Source organism: Parasphingomonas frigoris (genome assembly GCF_036663815.1).
Lineage (GTDB): Bacteria > Pseudomonadota > Alphaproteobacteria > Sphingomonadales > Sphingomonadaceae > Sphingomonas.
Window position 1 is genome coordinate 921999 of sequence record NZ_JAXOJQ010000002.1, and the last position, 15850, is coordinate 937848.

The window sequence follows — 15850 nt, forward strand, 5'->3', positions numbered from 1 at the left end:
CAAGGCTGGATTGGGTGAACGCGGTCAGAATCGCGGCACCCGATGAAGTGCGATCGGCAGCGGAGGCGCTGCACGATATCGCCATGCGTTGCGGCATGCGGGCGGCCCCCGCGCACAACATTGCCGACAAGCGGACCCCGACCGATCTCGCCGGCAACGTGCTGGCGAGCGAGGTCTTCGGCTGGACCGGGGAGCAGGCCTGGTGGCGCAATCCCCATATCGCGCTCGATTCCCCGCTTACCTCCGCCTGTCGCTTCGAGAGCGAACCGTTCTGGCTGAACGCGCAAGGGTTCCACACGCGACAATCCAATCGCTATCTGTCGGCGATCGACCTCACCAATTTCGAAGTGCGCGCACGCACGCGCGCGGCGATCGTCGTGCCGGTGCATCTGCCGTTCGGGCAGATCGGGGCGGTCTCGTTCAACCCGCTCGATGCTGCGCTGACCGATCTGTCGAGCGAATTCGAGCGCTATGGCGACGTTTTCGGGCTGCTCGGGCGCACCTTCATCGCCGGCTATGTCAACACGATGGGCTCGGCACAGGCGCTCCCCGCGCATCTGCGCCTGTCGAAGCGCGAAGTGGAATGCCTGCGCTGGGCGGCGATCGGCAAGACCGATTTCGAGATCAGCATGATCATCGGGCGGAGCCGCGCGACCGTGCGCTTCCACATCCACAATGCGTCGACCAAATTGTCCGCGGTCAATCGCAGCCAGACGGTCTTCAAGGCGGCCCAGCTCGGCTACATCACGCTGGCGCGCTGAGGTCCCGATCGTCGCGCAAATCGGCGGCATGACCACCCAGCCTATCCCTTTTAAGAGTCGCGCTCGGCGGCTGGTTGGCGCTTTATCGCGGCGTAGTTGAAGACAACACGCCCATAGGAAGGGGAAAATCTTGACGCCCGACGTGTCTCTGTTCGCGACCGACGCGCCGCTGCGCCTGCTCGCTGCGCGCGATCGCACGACCGGGCGAATCGTCTTCCCACCCCGCGACGACGCGCGTCTGGAACCCATCATGCTGGGCCGTCGCGGCACGTTATGGTCGTACACCGTGCAGCGCTTCCGGCCGAAGACGCCCCCCTATGGGGGACCGGAGGCGTTCGAGCCATGGGCGCTCGGCTATGTCGAGCTGCCGGGCGAAATCATCATCGAGGCGCGGCTGACCGGCATCGCGTTCGACGCGATCAGGATCGGCATGGCGCTCGAACTGACCGAGGTGCCGCTCGACCCCAGCGTCGCCGATTCGTTGCGCCTGCCCGCCTTCCGCCCGGCAGCGGAGGCCACCGCATGAGCGACGCCACGAACGTCTGCATCATCGGCATCGGGATCCACCCGTTCGGGCGTACCGAAGGGCTGTCGGGCATCGACCAGGGCGTCTTTGCGGTACGCGCCGCGCTGGCCGATGCGGGGATCGACTGGGCCGACATCCAGTTTGCCTATGGCGGCTCGGACGCGGCCGGCAATCCCGACACGATGGTCGATCGGCTCGGGCTCACCGGCGTGCAGTTCATCAACGTCAAGAATGGCTGCGCGACCGGCGGCTCGGCGTTGTTCTCGGCGCAGACCGCGATCCGCTCGGGGCAGTTCGAGCTCGGGCTCGCGGTCGGCTTCGACAAGCATCCGCGCGGGGCCTTCAACGCGCTGCCCGCCGAATATGGCCTGCCCGATTGGTATGGCGCGGCTGGCTATATGGTCACCACGCAATTCTTTGCCGCCAAGATCATGCGCTACATGCACCTGCATGGCATCAGCCGACGCTCGCTCGGGCTGGTCGCGGAAAAGGCCTTCGCCAATGGCGTCCATGCCCCGCATGCGTGGCGGCGGTCCGAAGTGGCGCTGGAGACGATCCTGGAGGCCCCGATGGTGTCCGATCCGTTCAGCAAATTCATGTTCTGCTCGCCCGGCGAAGGCGGGGTCGCGCTGATCCTGGCGAGCGAACGCAAGGCGCGCGAACTGGGCGCGACGCCGATCCGGCTGGTCGCCGCGACGATGCGGACGCGCCCGCCCGGCAGTTTCGAGGTGTTCGCGCCGAGCATCGACCTTGGTGGCGGCACCGCCACCGCCACCCGGCTCGCCGCCGCCGCCGCATTCGAGCTCGCCGGGATCGGCCCCGACGAGATCGACGTCGCGCAATTGCAGGATACCGAGGCGGGTGCCGAAATCATGCACATGGCCGAAAACGGCTTCTGCGCCGATGGCGCGCAGGAACAGTGGCTGGCCGAAGGGCGCACGCGCATCGGCGGCACGCTGCCGGTCAATACCGATGGCGGATGCCTCGCCTGTGGCGAGCCGATCGGCGCGTCGGGCCTGCGGCAGGTGTACGAAAATGTCGTGCAGTTGCGCGGCGCCGGCGGCGGGCGTCAGGTGCCGGGCACGCCGCGCACCGGCTACAGCCATGTCTATGGCGCTCCCGGCGTTTCCGCCGTTACGATCCTGCAGAGATAGGCGCGCGATGGACCTTGACCTCACCCCCGAAGAACGCGCCTTCCGCGCCGAAGTCCGCGCCTTTCTGGCCGAGCAGCTGAGCGCGGAGATTCGCGCCGGCTCGGCGGCCACGCCGTCGGTGTTCGTCGAACCCGATATCGGCCAGGCGTGGAACGCCATCCTGCACCGCAAGGGCTGGCTCGCCTATCAGTGGCCGCGCGACTATGGCGGCACGGGCTGGACGCCGGTGCAGCGCTACATCTTCGAAAAGGAATGCGCCGAGGCGGGGGCGCCCAATCTGACCGTACTCGGCCTGAAGCTCGTCGCGCCCGTGCTCTATACCTTCGGCACCCCGGCGCAGCAGGACTATTATCTGCCGCGGATCCTGTCGGGCGAGGACTATTGGTGCCAGGGCTTCTCCGAACCCGGCAGCGGATCCGATCTCGCCAGCCTGCAATGCCGCGCCGAGCGCGTGACCGATGCGGCGGGCGACCGCTACATCCTCAACGGCTCCAAGATCTGGACCACCCACGCGCATTGGGCGAACCGCATGTTCTGCCTGGTGCGCACCGATTCGAGCGGCCACAAGAATGCGGGCATCTCGTTCCTGCTGGTCGACATGCGGCAGAAGGGGATCAGCGTCCGCCCGATCCACACGCTGGCAGGCGATCACGAGGTCAATCAGGTGTTCCTCGAGGATGTCGAAGTCCCCGTCAGCGACCGTATCGGCGAAGAGGGCGATGGCTGGAAACTCGCCAAATTCCTGCTCGAGAACGAACGCGGCGGCTCCTGCCACGCGCCCAAGCTCGCATATGATCTGAGCCTGATCGCCACTGCGGCTGCCGAGCAGAGCGACGGTCACGGCGGGCGATTGGCGGACGGGGTCGATTGGTGCCGCCGCGTCGCCCGCGCGCGACTGGATGTCGAGGCGCTGGAGATGATCGAGCTCAAGATCCTGTCCGAAATCGCGCACGGGCAGGCCCCCGGGCCACAAACCTCGCTGGTAAAGCTGCTGGCCTCCAATCTGCGCCAGGACGTCGACCTGCTGGCGATGGACTTGCACGGCCCCGCCGGGTTGGAACTCGACACCCGCCGCCCGCTCTATGGTCCCAGTGCGCCACCGCCGGTCCACAGCCGGGCGACTCAGGTCGCCGCCGCGCGCTATCTGAACAGCCGCGCCTGGACCATCTTCGGCGGAACCAACGAGGTTCAGGCCGGCATTATCGCAAGAACCGTCCTCAATCTCTAGCCACCACCACGCCGCATGCGGAAAACCGCAGCCAGATCACCACATCAGGAGCCAGGAATGCAATTTAGCCGAGAAGCCCTGAAGGCCGCTTATTCCCGGATGAAGGTGATCCGCGAATTTGAAGAACGGCTGCATGTCGAAATCCAGACCGGCGAAATCGCCGGGTTCACGCATCTCTATTGCGGCCAGGAAGCGGTCGCGGTCGGCGTGTGCGAGCATCTCGGCGCGCAGGACCGGATCGTGTCCACCCATCGCGGCCACGGCCATTGCCTCGCCAAGGGCTGCGATGTCGATGCGATGATGAAGGAAATCTGGGGCAGCCGCGACGGGCTATGCAAGGGCAAGGGCGGCTCGATGCACATTGCCGATGCGACCAAGGGCATGCTCGGCGCCAATGGCATCGTCGGGGCGGGCGCGCCGATCGCGGTCGGGGCCGCGCTGGCCAGCCGCGTCGATGGCCCCGGCCCCGCTGGCCTGAACATCGCGATCGCCTTTTCCGGCGATGGCGCGTGCAACCAGGGCACGACCTTCGAGGCGATGAACCTTGCGGTCGTCACGCACGCGCCGTGCATCTTCGTGTTCGAGAACAACCATTATTCGGAACATACCGGCTTCCAATATGCGGTCGGCACCGCGCGCGACATCGCCAGCCGCGCCGAGGCGTTCGGCATGAAGGCGTGGCGCGCCGACGGCACCGATTTTTTCGCGGTCCATGATACGATGCGCGAGGTGCTCGAGCATGTCCGCGGCGGCGGCGGGCCAGCGGCGGTCGAATTCGACACCGAGCGCTTCTTCGGCCATTTCGAGGGCGATCCGCAGCGCTATCGCGCGCCCGACGAGCTCAGCCGTATCCGCGCCACGCGCGACTGCATCACCAAATTCCGCGCGTCGGTGACCAGCGCCGGGCTGCTGTCCGACAGCGATCTCGACGCGCTCGATAGCGGGGCGCTCGACACGATCGAGCGTGCCGTCACCGCGGCGCGGGCGGCTCCGCGCCCCACGCCCGAGGACGTCCTGTCCGACGTCTACATTTCCTATTGAGCGCGGGAGCAAAGCGATGAGCACGATGATGTACCGCGACGCGGTTCTTTCCACGATCATGGAGGAAATGGAGCGCGACAGCGATGTGGTCGTGCTGGGCGAGGATATCGTCGGCGGCATGGGCACGCCGGGCGGCCCCGAGGCGATCGGCGGAATCTGGTCCACCTCGACCGGGCTGTTCGACAAGTTCGGGGCCGAGCGGGTGATCGATACGCCGATTTCGGAAAGCGCCATCATCGGCGCGGCGTCCGGCCTCGCGCTTTCGGGCAAGCGCCCGGTGGCGGAGTTGATGTTCGCCGACTTCATCGGCGTCTCGCTCGACCAGATCTGGAACCAGATGGCCAAGTTCCGCTATATGTTCGGCGGCAAGACGCGGTGCCCGGCGGTGATCCGCATGGCGTACGGCGCGGGCTATAACGCCGCCGCGCAGCACAGCCAGTCGGTCCACCAGATCCTCACCGGGATGCCGGGGCTGAAGGTGGTGATGCCCTCCACCCCGGCCGATGTGAAGGGCCTGCTGCGCACGGCGATCCGCGACGACGATCCGGTGATCTTCCTCGAACACAAGGCACTCTACGCGATGAGCGGCGAAGTGCCCGACGACCGCGACTTCATGATCCCGTTCGGCCATGCCCGCCTCACCCGCGCGGGCGGCGACGTGACCTTGGTGTCCTCGGGGCTGCTGCTGGGCCTGTGCGAGGCGGTGGCGGACACGCTCGCGGCGCAGGGCATTGGCTGCGACGTGATCGACTTGCGCACCACCAGCCCGCTCGACGAAGAAACCATCCTCGACAGCGTCGAGGCGACGGGACGGTTCGTGGTGGTGGACGAGGCACCGCCGCGCTGCGGACTGGGGGCGGATCTCTGCGCCCTGGTCGCGCAAAAGGCGTTTTCCAGCCTGAAAGCCCCGCCGCTGCAAGTGACCCCGCCACACACGCCGATCCCCTTCGCGCGTGAGCTTGAAAGCGCATATCTGCCCTCGGTCGAAAAGATCGAGGCGGCGGTGCGCCGCGTGCTGAACTGGCGCTGAGGACGATGGCCATGCCCGCAATTCGCCCGTTCTGCATGCCCAAATGGGGTATCGAGATGACCGAAGGCGTGATCGCCGAATGGAAAGTGGCCGAAGGCGAGCCCTTTCGCCGCGGCGACCTGCTGTGCCTGATCGAAACCGCGAAGATCACCAATGAGGTCGAGGCCGAGGTCGATGCCATGCTCGCGCGCATTCTGGTGCCGTCGGGCGGCGATGCGCATCCGGTCGGCGCCTTGCTGGCCGTGATCGCCGAGCAGGGTGCGAGCGCGGCCGACATCGATGCCTTCATCGCAGCCTTCCGTCCGGCCGAGGCCAGCGCCGCCGCACGGTCCGCCCCGGCCGAGCCCGCATCCGCTGCCGCGGCCGCCCCCGCCCCGCCCCGCTTGCTGACCAACCGCGCGATCAGCCCGGAAGCGCTCAAGCTGGCCGAGGCAAACGCGCTCGATCTCGACCCGATCGTCGGTTCGGGTCGCGACGGACGCATCACACTGCAGGATGTCGAGCAGGCTCTGCGCCCGGCTATCACGCTGGCCCCGACGGGCACGCTACCGCTCGAGCCCGAAACGGCGGCGATCTTCGCCTCGCCGCTGGCCCGTCGCATCGCCGCGGCGCATGGCATCAGCCTGAGCACGGTTACCGGCACCGGCCCGCGCGGGCGCATTTCCAAGGCGGACGTGTTGCGGCTGGTGCAGCCGACACCGTCCGCTGCGGGGACGATGGCAGCGTTTACCCCCGTCGCCAATGTGCCGACGGTCGTGCCGTTCGACAGCATCCGAAAGGTCGTCGCGCACCGGCTGACGCGGGCGAAGCAGGAGATTCCGCATTTCTACCTGCGCTCCAGCGCACGGCTCGACGATCTGCTGGCGCTGCGCAAGACCGCCAATCTGGTGCTGGGCATCAAGGCGTCGATCAATGACTATCTGGTGCGCGCCTGCGGCGTCGCGTTGGCGCACCATCCCGACGTCAACGTCCAGGTGCGGGACGGTGCGCTCCACCGCTTCGCCCATGCCGACATCGCGATCGCGGTCGCCAGCCCCAACGGGTTGGTCACCCCGATCGTCCGGCAAGCCGATCGCCAGAACGTCGCGCAGATCGCCACCGCCACCCGCACGCTGATCGACAAGGCCACCGCCGGTCGCCTGGCGCATGGCGATATCGAGGGCGGCACCTTCTCGATCTCGAACCTCGGCATGTTCGGCGTCGAGGAGTTCGCCGCGATCATCAACCCGCCGCAGGGCGCGATTCTTGCAGTGGGCGCGGCGCGGCGCGTGCCGTGTGAACGCGCGGACGGGACGGCGGGCTTCGAAACACGCCTCGCCCTGACGCTGTCGGTCGATCACCGCGCGATCGACGGGGCTGCCGCCGCGCAATTCCTGGCGACGCTGGTGGGATTGCTCGAAGCGCCCGAAACTCTGTTCCGCTGACCTACCCGGAGACATATGTCATGGCCAAACGCGGCCCGCTCACCCAACTCGGCCCGATCATGCAACTGGCCTATCTGCCGTCCGATTTCGAGGCGGCGATCCGCCACTGGACCGAAGTCGTGGGCGCAGGGCCGTTCTTCCTGCTCGAACACATCCAACTGGGCGAGATGACTTATCTCGGCCAGCCGAGCGACGCGGTGTTTTCGGTCGCGATCGGCTATTGGGGGGATCTGCAGATCGAGCTGATCCGTCCCGACAATGACAGCCCTTCCATCTATACCGGCGACTATGCGGTGAAGGACCGGCTGCATCACGTGTGCATCATGGTCGATGACATCGCCAGCGCGCGCGCCGCGCTGCACGATGCCGGCGCGACCGTGCTGATCGAGGGCAAGGTCGGCGATAGCGGCGCGGTGATCTATGCCGATCCGGCCGGCGGCCCGGGCCATATCGTCGAATATGTCAAACCGATGGACGGCGGTATCGAACTGTTCGCCATGATGCGCGATGCCGCGCGCGACTGGGACGGCAGCGATCCGTTGCGCAAGATCGGATAAGACCATGCCAACCGAGCGTGCCCAGGCGATCACCGCCCGCGTCGAAGCCTTCGTGCGCGACCGGATCATCCCTTTTGAAAGCGATCCGCGCCGCGACCATCACGGCGCACCGACCGACGCGCTGGTCGACGAAATGCGCGCGCACGCCCGCGCGGCGGGGGTGCTGACCCCGCATATCCTGCCGGATGGCAGCCACCTCACCCAACGCGAGACAGCGCGCGTGCTGATCGCGTCCGGCCTCTCCCCGCTCGGTCCACTGGCGTGCAACACGATGGCGCCCGACGAAGGCAATATGTACCTGATCGGCCACGTCGCCTCGCCCGAGCTGCGCGCGCGCTTCCTCGCCCCGCTCGTCGCAGGCCGCGCCCGCTCCGCTTTCTTCATGACCGAACCCGCCGAGCTGCAGGGCGCCGGGTCCGACCCGTCGATGATGCTGACGACCTGCCGCCGCGACGGCAACCATTGGGTCATCGATGGCAAGAAGTGCTTCATCACCGGCGCGGTCGGTGCGCAGGTCGGGATCGTCATGGCGAAATCGACCGAGGCCGATAGTGCTGGTGGCGCGTGCATGTTCCTCGTCGACCTGCCCGATCCGGCGATCCGCATCGACGCCGTCCCCAACACGATCGACACCTCGATGCCGGGCGGCCACGCCACCGTCACCATCGATCACCTCCGCGTGCCCGCCGATCAATTGCTCGGGGAAGCGGGGGACGGCTTCAAATATGCGCAGATCCGGCTGAGCCCGGCGCGGCTGTCGCATTGCATGCGCTGGCTCGGTTGCTGCATCCGCGCGCACGAGATCGCGGTCGATTATGCCAACCGCCGCATCGCCTTCGGCAAACCGCTGATCGACCATGAAGGCGTCGGCTTCATGCTCGCCGAAAACAGGATCGACCTGCAACAGGCCGACCTGATGATCGACTGGGCCGCCGGGGTGCTCGACAGCGGCAGCCTGGGCACGGTCGAAAGCAGCATGGCCAAGGTCGCGGTATCGGAAGCGCTGATGCGCATCGCCGATCGCTGCGTCCAGGTGATGGGCGGCACCGGCGTGACCGACCGCACGATCGTCGAGCAGGTGTTCCGCGAGGTCCGCGCCTTCCGCATCTATGACGGCCCGACCGAAGTCCACAAATGGAGCCTGGCCAAGAAGATCAAGCGCGACTGGAAAGCGGCCCATGCCGACTGATGCCGGGTCCGCTGCGGCGATCGCGGACGCCAATAGCGGCACGGGCGCGATGCGGACGCTCTTCGATACCGCCGCGCTCGAAAGTTGGATGGCGGCACAGGTCGCGGGCTTTGCCGGCCCGATGCGGGTCGAGCAGTTCAACGGCGGCCAGTCCAACCCGACCTATCGCCTCACCACGCCAGCGGCGCGCTATGTGTTGCGGCGCAAACCGGCGGGACCGGTCCTCAAAGGCGCGCATGACGTGCTGCGCGAGGCGCAGGTGCAACAGGCGCTGGCGGGGAGCGATGTCCCGGTGGCGCGCATTTTCGCGATCTGCGCCGACGAGACCGTCATCGGCAGCGCCTTTTACATCATGGAACTGGTCGAGGGCCGCATCTTCTGGGACGCCAGCCTCGCCGACCTGCCCCGCGCCGCGCGTGCGGAATATTATGACGAAATGAACCGCGTCATCGCGGCGCTGCACCGCGTCGATCCGGTCGCTGTCGGGCTCGGCACTTTCGGGCGCCCGGGCAGCTATTTCGCCCGCCAGATCGGGCGCTGGACCCAGCAATATCAGGCCGACCCGCTGGCCGGGCGCGATCCCGCGATGGACGCGCTGGTGGCGTGGTTGCCGGATGCCATCCCCGCCGACGACGAGACCCGCATCGTCCATGGCGATTTTCGCATCGACAATCTGATCTTCCATCCGACCGAGCCGCGGATACTCGCCGTGCTCGATTGGGAATTGTCGACGCTCGGGCATCCGCTCGCTGATTTCGCGTATCACGCGATGCTGTATAGCATGCCGCCCGACATCGTCGCCGGGTTGGGCGGTGCCGATCCGGTCGCGCTCGGCCTACCCAGCCAGGACGATTATATCGCGGCCTATTGCGCCCGCACCGGGCGCGACGGCATCGCCGACTGGAACTTCTACCTGGCGTTCACCTATTTTCGCCTGGCCGCGATCTTCCACGGCATCAAGGGCCGGGTGCTGCGCGGCACCGCGAGCAATGCCGACGCCGCCGAACGGGCCAAGGCCTTTCCCCGCCTGGCACGCCTGGCGCAGGCGTTGATCTAAGACGAAATTCCCCGAGCCGGCAACGACCGGGTGCCGCAGGAGCTGACGGATGTCGAACGCAATCCCCGCCCATGTGCCGCCCGGGCTCGTCGTCGATTTCGACATCTTCAACCCGCCGGGTGCCGACACCGACTATTTCGCGGCATGGCAGACACTGCACCGCGCAGATGGCGACGGGCTGGTGTGGACCACCGCCAATGGCGGCCACTGGATCGCCACGCGCGGCGCGGTGGTCCGCGCCTTGTGGGCCGACGCCGCCCGCCTTTCGAGCGAAGTGCTCGCGGTTACCCCGGGGCTGGGCGAGACGATGCGTCTCATCCCGCTGCAGCAGGACGGAGCCGAGCATAAGAGCTTCCGCGGGGCCGTGATGAAGGGCTTTGGCGGTCGGCATATCGTCGCCCTGGAAGCGTCGGTGACCGCGCTGGCAGAGGAGTTGATCGCTGACCTGATCGGACGCGGCACGTGCGATTTCATGCCGGATTTCGCCGAGATCCTGCCGGTCCACGTCTTCCTGTCGATGATCGACGTCCCGGTGGCAGATCGCGCCATCCTTCGACCGCTGGGCGCACAGCTAACACGTCCGGACGGGACGATGGGAGTGGTCGAGCTGCGCGATGCGGTCGACGGCTATCTGCGCCCGTACATTCAGGCACGCCTCGCGCAACCCGGAGCCGATCTGCTCAGCCGCATCCTTGCCGAATCGGTCGAGGGGCGCGCCTGGACGGTGGACGAAGCGATGCGGATGGCGCGCAATATCCTGTTCGCCGGGTTGGACACCGTTGCGGCGATGCTTGGCATGATCACGATGCATCTGGCGCGGCATCCTGACGACCAGGAGATCCTTCGCGAAAACCCGACCTTGATCCCCGCCGCCGCCGATGAGCTGATGCGGCGCTACCCGTCGGCCTCGGTGTCGCGCAATGCCGTGGTCGACGTGCCGGTCGGCGAAGTGATCATCCGCGCTGGCGATATCGTCTATCTGCCCGGCGTGCTGCACAATCTCGATCCAGATTGCTTCGAAACGCCGGAACGGGTCGATTTCAACCGCAAGATAAACCCGATCCACCACACCACCTTCGGCGCGGGCGCGCATCGCTGCGTCGGCGTCGGGCTGGCGCGGATGGAGGTGATCACCTTCCTGCGCGCGTGGTTGGCAGCGATGCCCCCCTTCTCGATCGATCCGTCGCGGCGCGCCACGATGCGGGCGGGCAATGTCGGCATTCTCACCAGCCTGCCGCTGATCTGGGCGGCCTGATCGCTCGGCGATGGCGAGCCTAAAAGGTCGGCAACGACCCCGGGGTGAAACGCGTGTCCGGACCTATCATCATCGCGTCTCGTACGCGGCGACCTCGGCCACGCACCGGCGCGCCGTCGGAGCGACGGCCGAGATGGCGCCTATGATTCGGTGTTCAGGCTCTTCGGTCTATCGACCCGCGAATCCTGCGCTGGCGCAGAGGCGGTGTCGTTCAGGGGCCGCGTTGGCGTAGTGGCGGGGCGCACGGATCGGCACCCCGAGTGGAACAACCTCTGCGACAGGCTCGATATCTAGTGCACCACACAGGACTGCGCGGGCGTCTCACCGCACGTCCGAGGCTCCCCGGTGTCGCCAACCTGAGGATGGGTGCCTTCGCCACACGCTGAAAAAGAACAAACCGCAGGCGACCGCTCAGCGCACGTGGTCCTTCACCGTTTCCATCGCAACGAAGGTCGAGGTGCTCGCGACATGCGGCAGGCTGGAAATCTTTTCGCCGAGCACCGCGCGATAGCGGCGTATATCGGCTGTGCGGACTTTGAGAAGATAATCGAAGCTGCTCGCGATCATGTGACATTCCTCGACTTCCGCGATGCGCTGGACGGCTGCATTGAACGCTTTCAGCGCATCTTCGCGCGTATCGTCGAGTTTGACCTCGGCGAAGGCGACGTGGTCCATCCCCATCTTCTCCGCATCGACGATCGCGCAGAACCCCCGGATCACCCCGTTCGCGATCAATTTGCGCAGGCGAACCTGGCACGGCGTCTTCGACAATCCGACATCGCGCGCGAGATCGGTCACCGTCATCCGCCCATCCGCAAGCAGCGCCGCTATGATGCGACGATCGAACTCGTCCAATTCGCCTTTCAACGGCTGCTTTTCCATATGATTCACCCATTTGATAGCTCGAAATAGGGCAAACTGCCCTGGCATAGGCACCATATAAGTCTGATCGGCTTTAGGAAGCGATCTATGTTCTCGCGATGACCAGCCAGCCTTTCGCCGCGTTTGCTCCCGCCATCCGACCACCGTCGCCGCTCCGTGAGGCGATCACCGCTGCCTATCGCCGTGACGAGGCCGCGGCGCTGGCCCCGCTGATCGCCGCGGCCACGCTCGATCCACAGACGCGCGACGCGGTGCGCGAAACCGCCCGGAACCTGGTGACGCAGCTGCGCGCCGATCATCGCGGCACCGGCGTCGAGGGGCTGGTCCAGGAATATTCGCTGTCGAGCCAGGAAGGCGTGGCGCTGATGTGTCTCGCCGAAGCGCTGCTGCGGATCCCGGACGATGCGACACGCGACGCCCTGATCCGCGACAAGATCGCCGGCGGTGACTGGAGCGCGCATCTCGGCGGTGGCAAGTCGCTGTTCGTCAACGCGGCGACGTGGGGACTGGTGGTGACCGGCAAGCTGGTCGGCAGCGTCGACGATCGCGGGCTCGGTGCCGCGCTCTCGCGGCTGGTGGCGCGGGTCGGCGAACCCGTCATCCGGCGCGGCGTCGATCTGGCGATGCGGATGATGGGCGAGCAGTTCGTCACTGGCGAGACGATCGCCGAGGCGTTGAAGCGCGCCAAGGAGATGGAGGGCAAGGGCTTCGGCTATAGCTACGACATGCTCGGCGAAGCCGCGACCACGGCCGGCGACGCCGCGCGTTATTTTGCCGATTATGCGAACGCGATCCATGCCATCGGCAAGGCGTCGGCCGGGCGCGGCGTGTATGCCGGTCCGGGCATCTCGATCAAGCTGTCCGCGCTGCACCCCCGCTACGTCCGCGGCCAGGCGGCGCGCGTGATGGCGGAATTGCTGCCGGCCGTGAAGCGCCTCGCGATGCTGTCGAAGCAGTACGGCATTGGCTTCAACATCGACGCGGAAGAGGCCGACCGGCTGGAGCTGTCGCTCGACCTGCTCGAAGATCTGGCGCTCGATCCGGACCTGGCGGGCTGGAACGGGCTCGGCTTCGTCGTGCAGGGATATGGCAAGCGCTGTCCGTTCGTGATCGACTGGATCGTCGATCTCGCGCGCCGTTCCGATCGCCGGATCATGGTCCGGCTGGTCAAGGGCGCCTATTGGGATGCCGAGATCAAGCGCGCGCAGGTCGACGGGCTGGCGGATTTTCCGGTCTATACCCGCAAGGTCCATACCGACATCGCCTATGTCGCGTGCGCGCAGAAGCTGCTTGCGGCGCCGGACGCGGTCTTCCCGCAGTTCGCGACGCATAATGCGCAGACGCTGGCGACGATCTACCGTCTCGCTGGACCGGATTTCGAGATCGGCAAATATGAGTTTCAATGCCTGCACGGCATGGGCGAGCCGCTGTACGAACATGTGGTCGGCAAGGACAAGCTCGACCGGCCGTGCCGCATCTATGCGCCGGTCGGCACGCATGAGACCTTGCTCGCCTATCTGGTGCGGCGCTTGCTCGAGAACGGCGCGAACTCGTCGTTCGTCAACCGGATCGCCGACCCTGCGGTCTCTGTCGACGCGATGATCGCCGACCCGGTCGAGATCGTGGCGGCGATGCCGCATCCCGGCGCGCACCACGCAGCGATCGCGCTGCCGGGCGGGCTGTATCCCGATCGCCGCAATTCCGCCGGCATCGATTTCAGCGATGAGACGGCATTGGCGGCGCTCGCCGAAGCGTTGCAGCACAGCGCGGCGACCGCATGGACGGCCGCGCCACCGGAAGGCGCGGGCGAACCCCGCGCGGTGCGCAATCCGGCCGATCACCGCGACATCGTCGGGCATGTCACGGAAGCCTCGCCCGAGCAGGCGCGCGCGGCGGTTGCCCGCGCGCGCGCCAGCAACTGGCACGCCACGCCGGTCGCCGATCGCGCCGCGGCGCTCGACCGCGCGGCCGATGCGATGCAGGCGCGGATGCCGGTGTTGATCGGTCTGGCGGTGCGCGAAGCCGGCAAATCGGTCGCGAATGCAATCGCCGAAGTGCGCGAGGCAATCGATTTCCTGCGCTATTATGCAGCGCAAGCGCGCGCGACTGCCGCGGACCATCGGCAACCGCTCGGGCCCGTGGTGTGCATCAGCCCGTGGAACTTCCCGCTCGCCATCTTCGCCGGGCAGGTTGCCGCAGCGCTCGTGGCGGGCAATCCGGTTTTGGCCAAGCCGGCCGAAGAAACGCCGCTTATCGCCGCCGAAGCCATTCGATTGCTCCACGAAGCCGGCATCCCCGACGACGCGGTGCAGCTCGTTCCGGGCGATGGCGCGGTCGGTGCCGCGCTGGTCGCCGCCCCCGACATTGCCGGCGTCATGTTCACCGGCTCGACCGAAGTGGCACGCTTGATCCAGCGTCAGCTGTCGACGCGCGTCTCCGCCAACGGTGCGCCGATCCCGCTCATCGCGGAGACCGGCGGCCAGAATGCGATGATCGTCGATTCCTCCGCCCTGGCCGAGCAGGTCGTCGCCGACGTGATCGCCTCGGCATTCGACAGCGCCGGCCAGCGCTGTTCGGCGCTCCGCATCCTGTGTCTTCAGGAGGAGGTCGCGGATCGCACGCTGACGATGCTGAAGGGCGCGCTGGACGAGATGCGGATCGGTCGGACGGACCGGCTCGCGGTGGATATCGGCCCGGTCATCACTGCCGAGGCCAAGAGTGGCATCGACGCGCATATCGAGCGGATGCGCGCCGCCGGTCGCCCGATCCATCAGCAGCCATTGCCGGCCGAATGCGCGCACGGGACGTTCGTGCCGCCGACGATCATCGAGATCGACTCGATCGCCGATCTCGATCGTGAAGTGTTCGGGCCCGTCCTGCACGTCCTCCGGTTCCGGCGCGAACGGCTCGATGCGCTGGTCGATGCGATCAACGCCACCGGTTACGGCCTGACCTTCGGGCTTCACACCCGACTCGACGATACGGTCGCGCAGGTCACGGCTCGGGTGAAGGCGGGCAACATCTACATCAACCGCAACGTGATCGGCGCGATCGTCGGCGTTCAGCCGTTCGGCGGGCGGGGGCTCTCGGGCACCGGCCCGAAGGCGGGCGGGCCGCTGTATCTAGGCCGCCTCGGTAGCGGCACGGCAGCATCCGGAATGCGCAGCGATCGGGCGAATCCGCGCCTCGCCGAATTCGTCGCGTGGCTCGATGCGCAAGGCGACGCCAATGGCGCCCGAACCGCTCGGCGCTATGCCGAAAATGCCCCCTGCTGTGTCGAACGCGAACTTCCGGGGCCGGTCGGCGAGTGCAACCGCTATGCGCTGCACCCGCGCGGGCGCGTTCTGATGAAGCCCGCCACGCCTGCCGGCCTGCGCGAACAGATGGCCGTGGTGCTGGCGACCGGGAATACCGGCTCGGTCGACGGCATGGCATTGCCGGACGGTCTCCCCGCCAGCCTCGCCGCGGCCTTTGCCGACCAGCCTGATGGGCCGTTCGCGGTCGCGCTGGTCGAGGGAGATGCGGCCGCGGTTACTGCGCTGACGCAAGCGATGGCGGCGATGCCCGGGCCGATCGTGCCGGTTTATGCCGCCAACCCGAACGCACCGCTCGCCTATGCCGCCGAAGGGCTGTTGGAAGAGGTGTCGACCTCGATCAACACAGCCGCGGCCGGCGGCAACGCCAGCCTGATGATGATCGCGTAGCGGCGTATCGGGCACCTTGGTTGGAGGTGGCGCAATCGACTG

Annotated in this window: 13 protein-coding genes; 12 read left to right on the plus strand and 1 reads right to left on the minus strand. The window is 67.0% G+C overall.

What is annotated here, in order from left to right; all coding sequences use genetic code 11:
* Positions 1-14 precede the first annotated feature (14 nt).
* The 11 genes from U1872_RS09790 to U1872_RS09840 all read left to right on the plus strand — a co-directional run bounded on the left by U1872_RS09790 (position 15) and on the right by U1872_RS09840 (position 11222).
* A complete protein-coding gene (locus U1872_RS09790) occupies positions 15-761 on the plus strand; it encodes a helix-turn-helix transcriptional regulator (protein ID WP_443025357.1) in 747 nt (248 codons plus the stop codon).
* 130 nt (positions 762-891) lie between these two features.
* The gene (locus tag U1872_RS09795) at positions 892-1287 is read left to right on the plus strand and encodes a Zn-ribbon domain-containing OB-fold protein (protein ID WP_332792688.1); all 396 of its coding nucleotides are present in this window, start codon (positions 892-894) and stop codon (positions 1285-1287) included.
* Positions 1284-2441, plus strand: a complete 1158-nt coding sequence (locus U1872_RS09800) for a thiolase family protein (protein ID WP_332792689.1) — start codon at positions 1284-1286, stop codon at positions 2439-2441. The genes U1872_RS09795 and U1872_RS09800 overlap by 4 nt, the downstream gene beginning before the upstream one ends.
* Positions 2442-2448: 7 nt before the next feature.
* Complete coding sequence (locus tag U1872_RS09805) at positions 2449-3669, plus strand: acyl-CoA dehydrogenase family protein (RefSeq protein ID WP_332792690.1); 1221 nt, start codon at positions 2449-2451, stop codon at positions 3667-3669.
* A 57-nt stretch (positions 3670-3726) separates the two neighbouring features.
* Positions 3727-4710, plus strand: coding sequence for a thiamine pyrophosphate-dependent dehydrogenase E1 component subunit alpha (locus U1872_RS09810; protein ID WP_332792691.1), 984 nt, complete (start codon positions 3727-3729; stop codon positions 4708-4710).
* 16 nt (positions 4711-4726) lie between these two features.
* Complete coding sequence (locus tag U1872_RS09815; protein ID WP_332792692.1) at positions 4727-5740, plus strand: alpha-ketoacid dehydrogenase subunit beta; 1014 nt, start codon at positions 4727-4729, stop codon at positions 5738-5740.
* An 11-nt stretch (positions 5741-5751) separates the two neighbouring features.
* Entirely contained in the window at positions 5752-7164 is a 1413-nt protein-coding gene (locus tag U1872_RS09820) for a 2-oxo acid dehydrogenase subunit E2 (RefSeq protein WP_332792693.1), read from the plus strand.
* A 20-nt stretch (positions 7165-7184) separates the two neighbouring features.
* Complete coding sequence (locus U1872_RS09825; RefSeq protein ID WP_332792694.1) at positions 7185-7721, plus strand: VOC family protein; 537 nt, start codon at positions 7185-7187, stop codon at positions 7719-7721.
* A gap of 4 nt (positions 7722-7725) precedes the next feature.
* Complete coding sequence (locus U1872_RS09830) at positions 7726-8910, plus strand: acyl-CoA dehydrogenase family protein (RefSeq protein WP_332792695.1); 1185 nt, start codon at positions 7726-7728, stop codon at positions 8908-8910.
* Complete coding sequence (locus tag U1872_RS09835) at positions 8900-9967, plus strand: phosphotransferase family protein (protein ID WP_332792696.1); 1068 nt, start codon at positions 8900-8902, stop codon at positions 9965-9967. The genes U1872_RS09830 and U1872_RS09835 overlap by 11 nt, the downstream gene beginning before the upstream one ends.
* Positions 9968-10016: 49 nt before the next feature.
* Positions 10017-11222 carry a cytochrome P450 gene (locus U1872_RS09840; protein ID WP_332792697.1) on the plus strand — a complete coding sequence of 402 codons (1206 nt, stop codon included), beginning with the start codon at positions 10017-10019 and terminating at the stop codon, positions 11220-11222.
* Between the two features lie 411 nt (positions 11223-11633).
* On the opposite strand, the gene U1872_RS09845 is transcribed toward U1872_RS09840, so the two are convergent.
* Positions 11634-12089, minus strand: coding sequence for an Lrp/AsnC family transcriptional regulator (locus U1872_RS09845; RefSeq protein WP_443025358.1), 456 nt, complete (start codon positions 12087-12089; stop codon positions 11634-11636).
* Positions 12090-12202: 113 nt separating this feature from the next.
* Here U1872_RS09845 and putA point away from each other — a divergent pair, with 113 nt between their 5' ends.
* Entirely contained in the window at positions 12203-15808 is a 3606-nt protein-coding gene (gene putA, locus U1872_RS09850) for a trifunctional transcriptional regulator/proline dehydrogenase/L-glutamate gamma-semialdehyde dehydrogenase (protein ID WP_332792699.1), read from the plus strand.
* Positions 15809-15850 lie beyond the last annotated feature (42 nt).

Bases quoted from the DNA above. Each gene is read 5' to 3' on its own strand.
- U1872_RS09800 (WP_332792689.1), top strand. From the start codon at position 1,284: ATGAGCGACGCCACGAACGTCTGCATCATCGGCATCGGGATCCACCCG.
- U1872_RS09805 (WP_332792690.1), top strand. From the start codon at position 2,449: ATGGACCTTGACCTCACCCCCGAAGAACGCGCCTTCCGCGCCGAAGTC.
- U1872_RS09810 (WP_332792691.1), top strand. From the start codon at position 3,727: ATGCAATTTAGCCGAGAAGCCCTGAAGGCCGCTTATTCCCGGATGAAG.
- U1872_RS09815 (WP_332792692.1), top strand. From the start codon at position 4,727: ATGAGCACGATGATGTACCGCGACGCGGTTCTTTCCACGATCATGGAG.
- U1872_RS09820 (WP_332792693.1), top strand. From the start codon at position 5,752: ATGCCCGCAATTCGCCCGTTCTGCATGCCCAAATGGGGTATCGAGATG.
- U1872_RS09825 (WP_332792694.1), top strand. From the start codon at position 7,185: ATGGCCAAACGCGGCCCGCTCACCCAACTCGGCCCGATCATGCAACTG.
- U1872_RS09830 (WP_332792695.1), top strand. From the start codon at position 7,726: ATGCCAACCGAGCGTGCCCAGGCGATCACCGCCCGCGTCGAAGCCTTC.
- U1872_RS09835 (WP_332792696.1), top strand. From the start codon at position 8,900: ATGCCGACTGATGCCGGGTCCGCTGCGGCGATCGCGGACGCCAATAGC.
- U1872_RS09840 (WP_332792697.1), top strand. From the start codon at position 10,017: ATGTCGAACGCAATCCCCGCCCATGTGCCGCCCGGGCTCGTCGTCGAT.
- putA (WP_332792699.1), top strand. From the start codon at position 12,203: ATGACCAGCCAGCCTTTCGCCGCGTTTGCTCCCGCCATCCGACCACCG.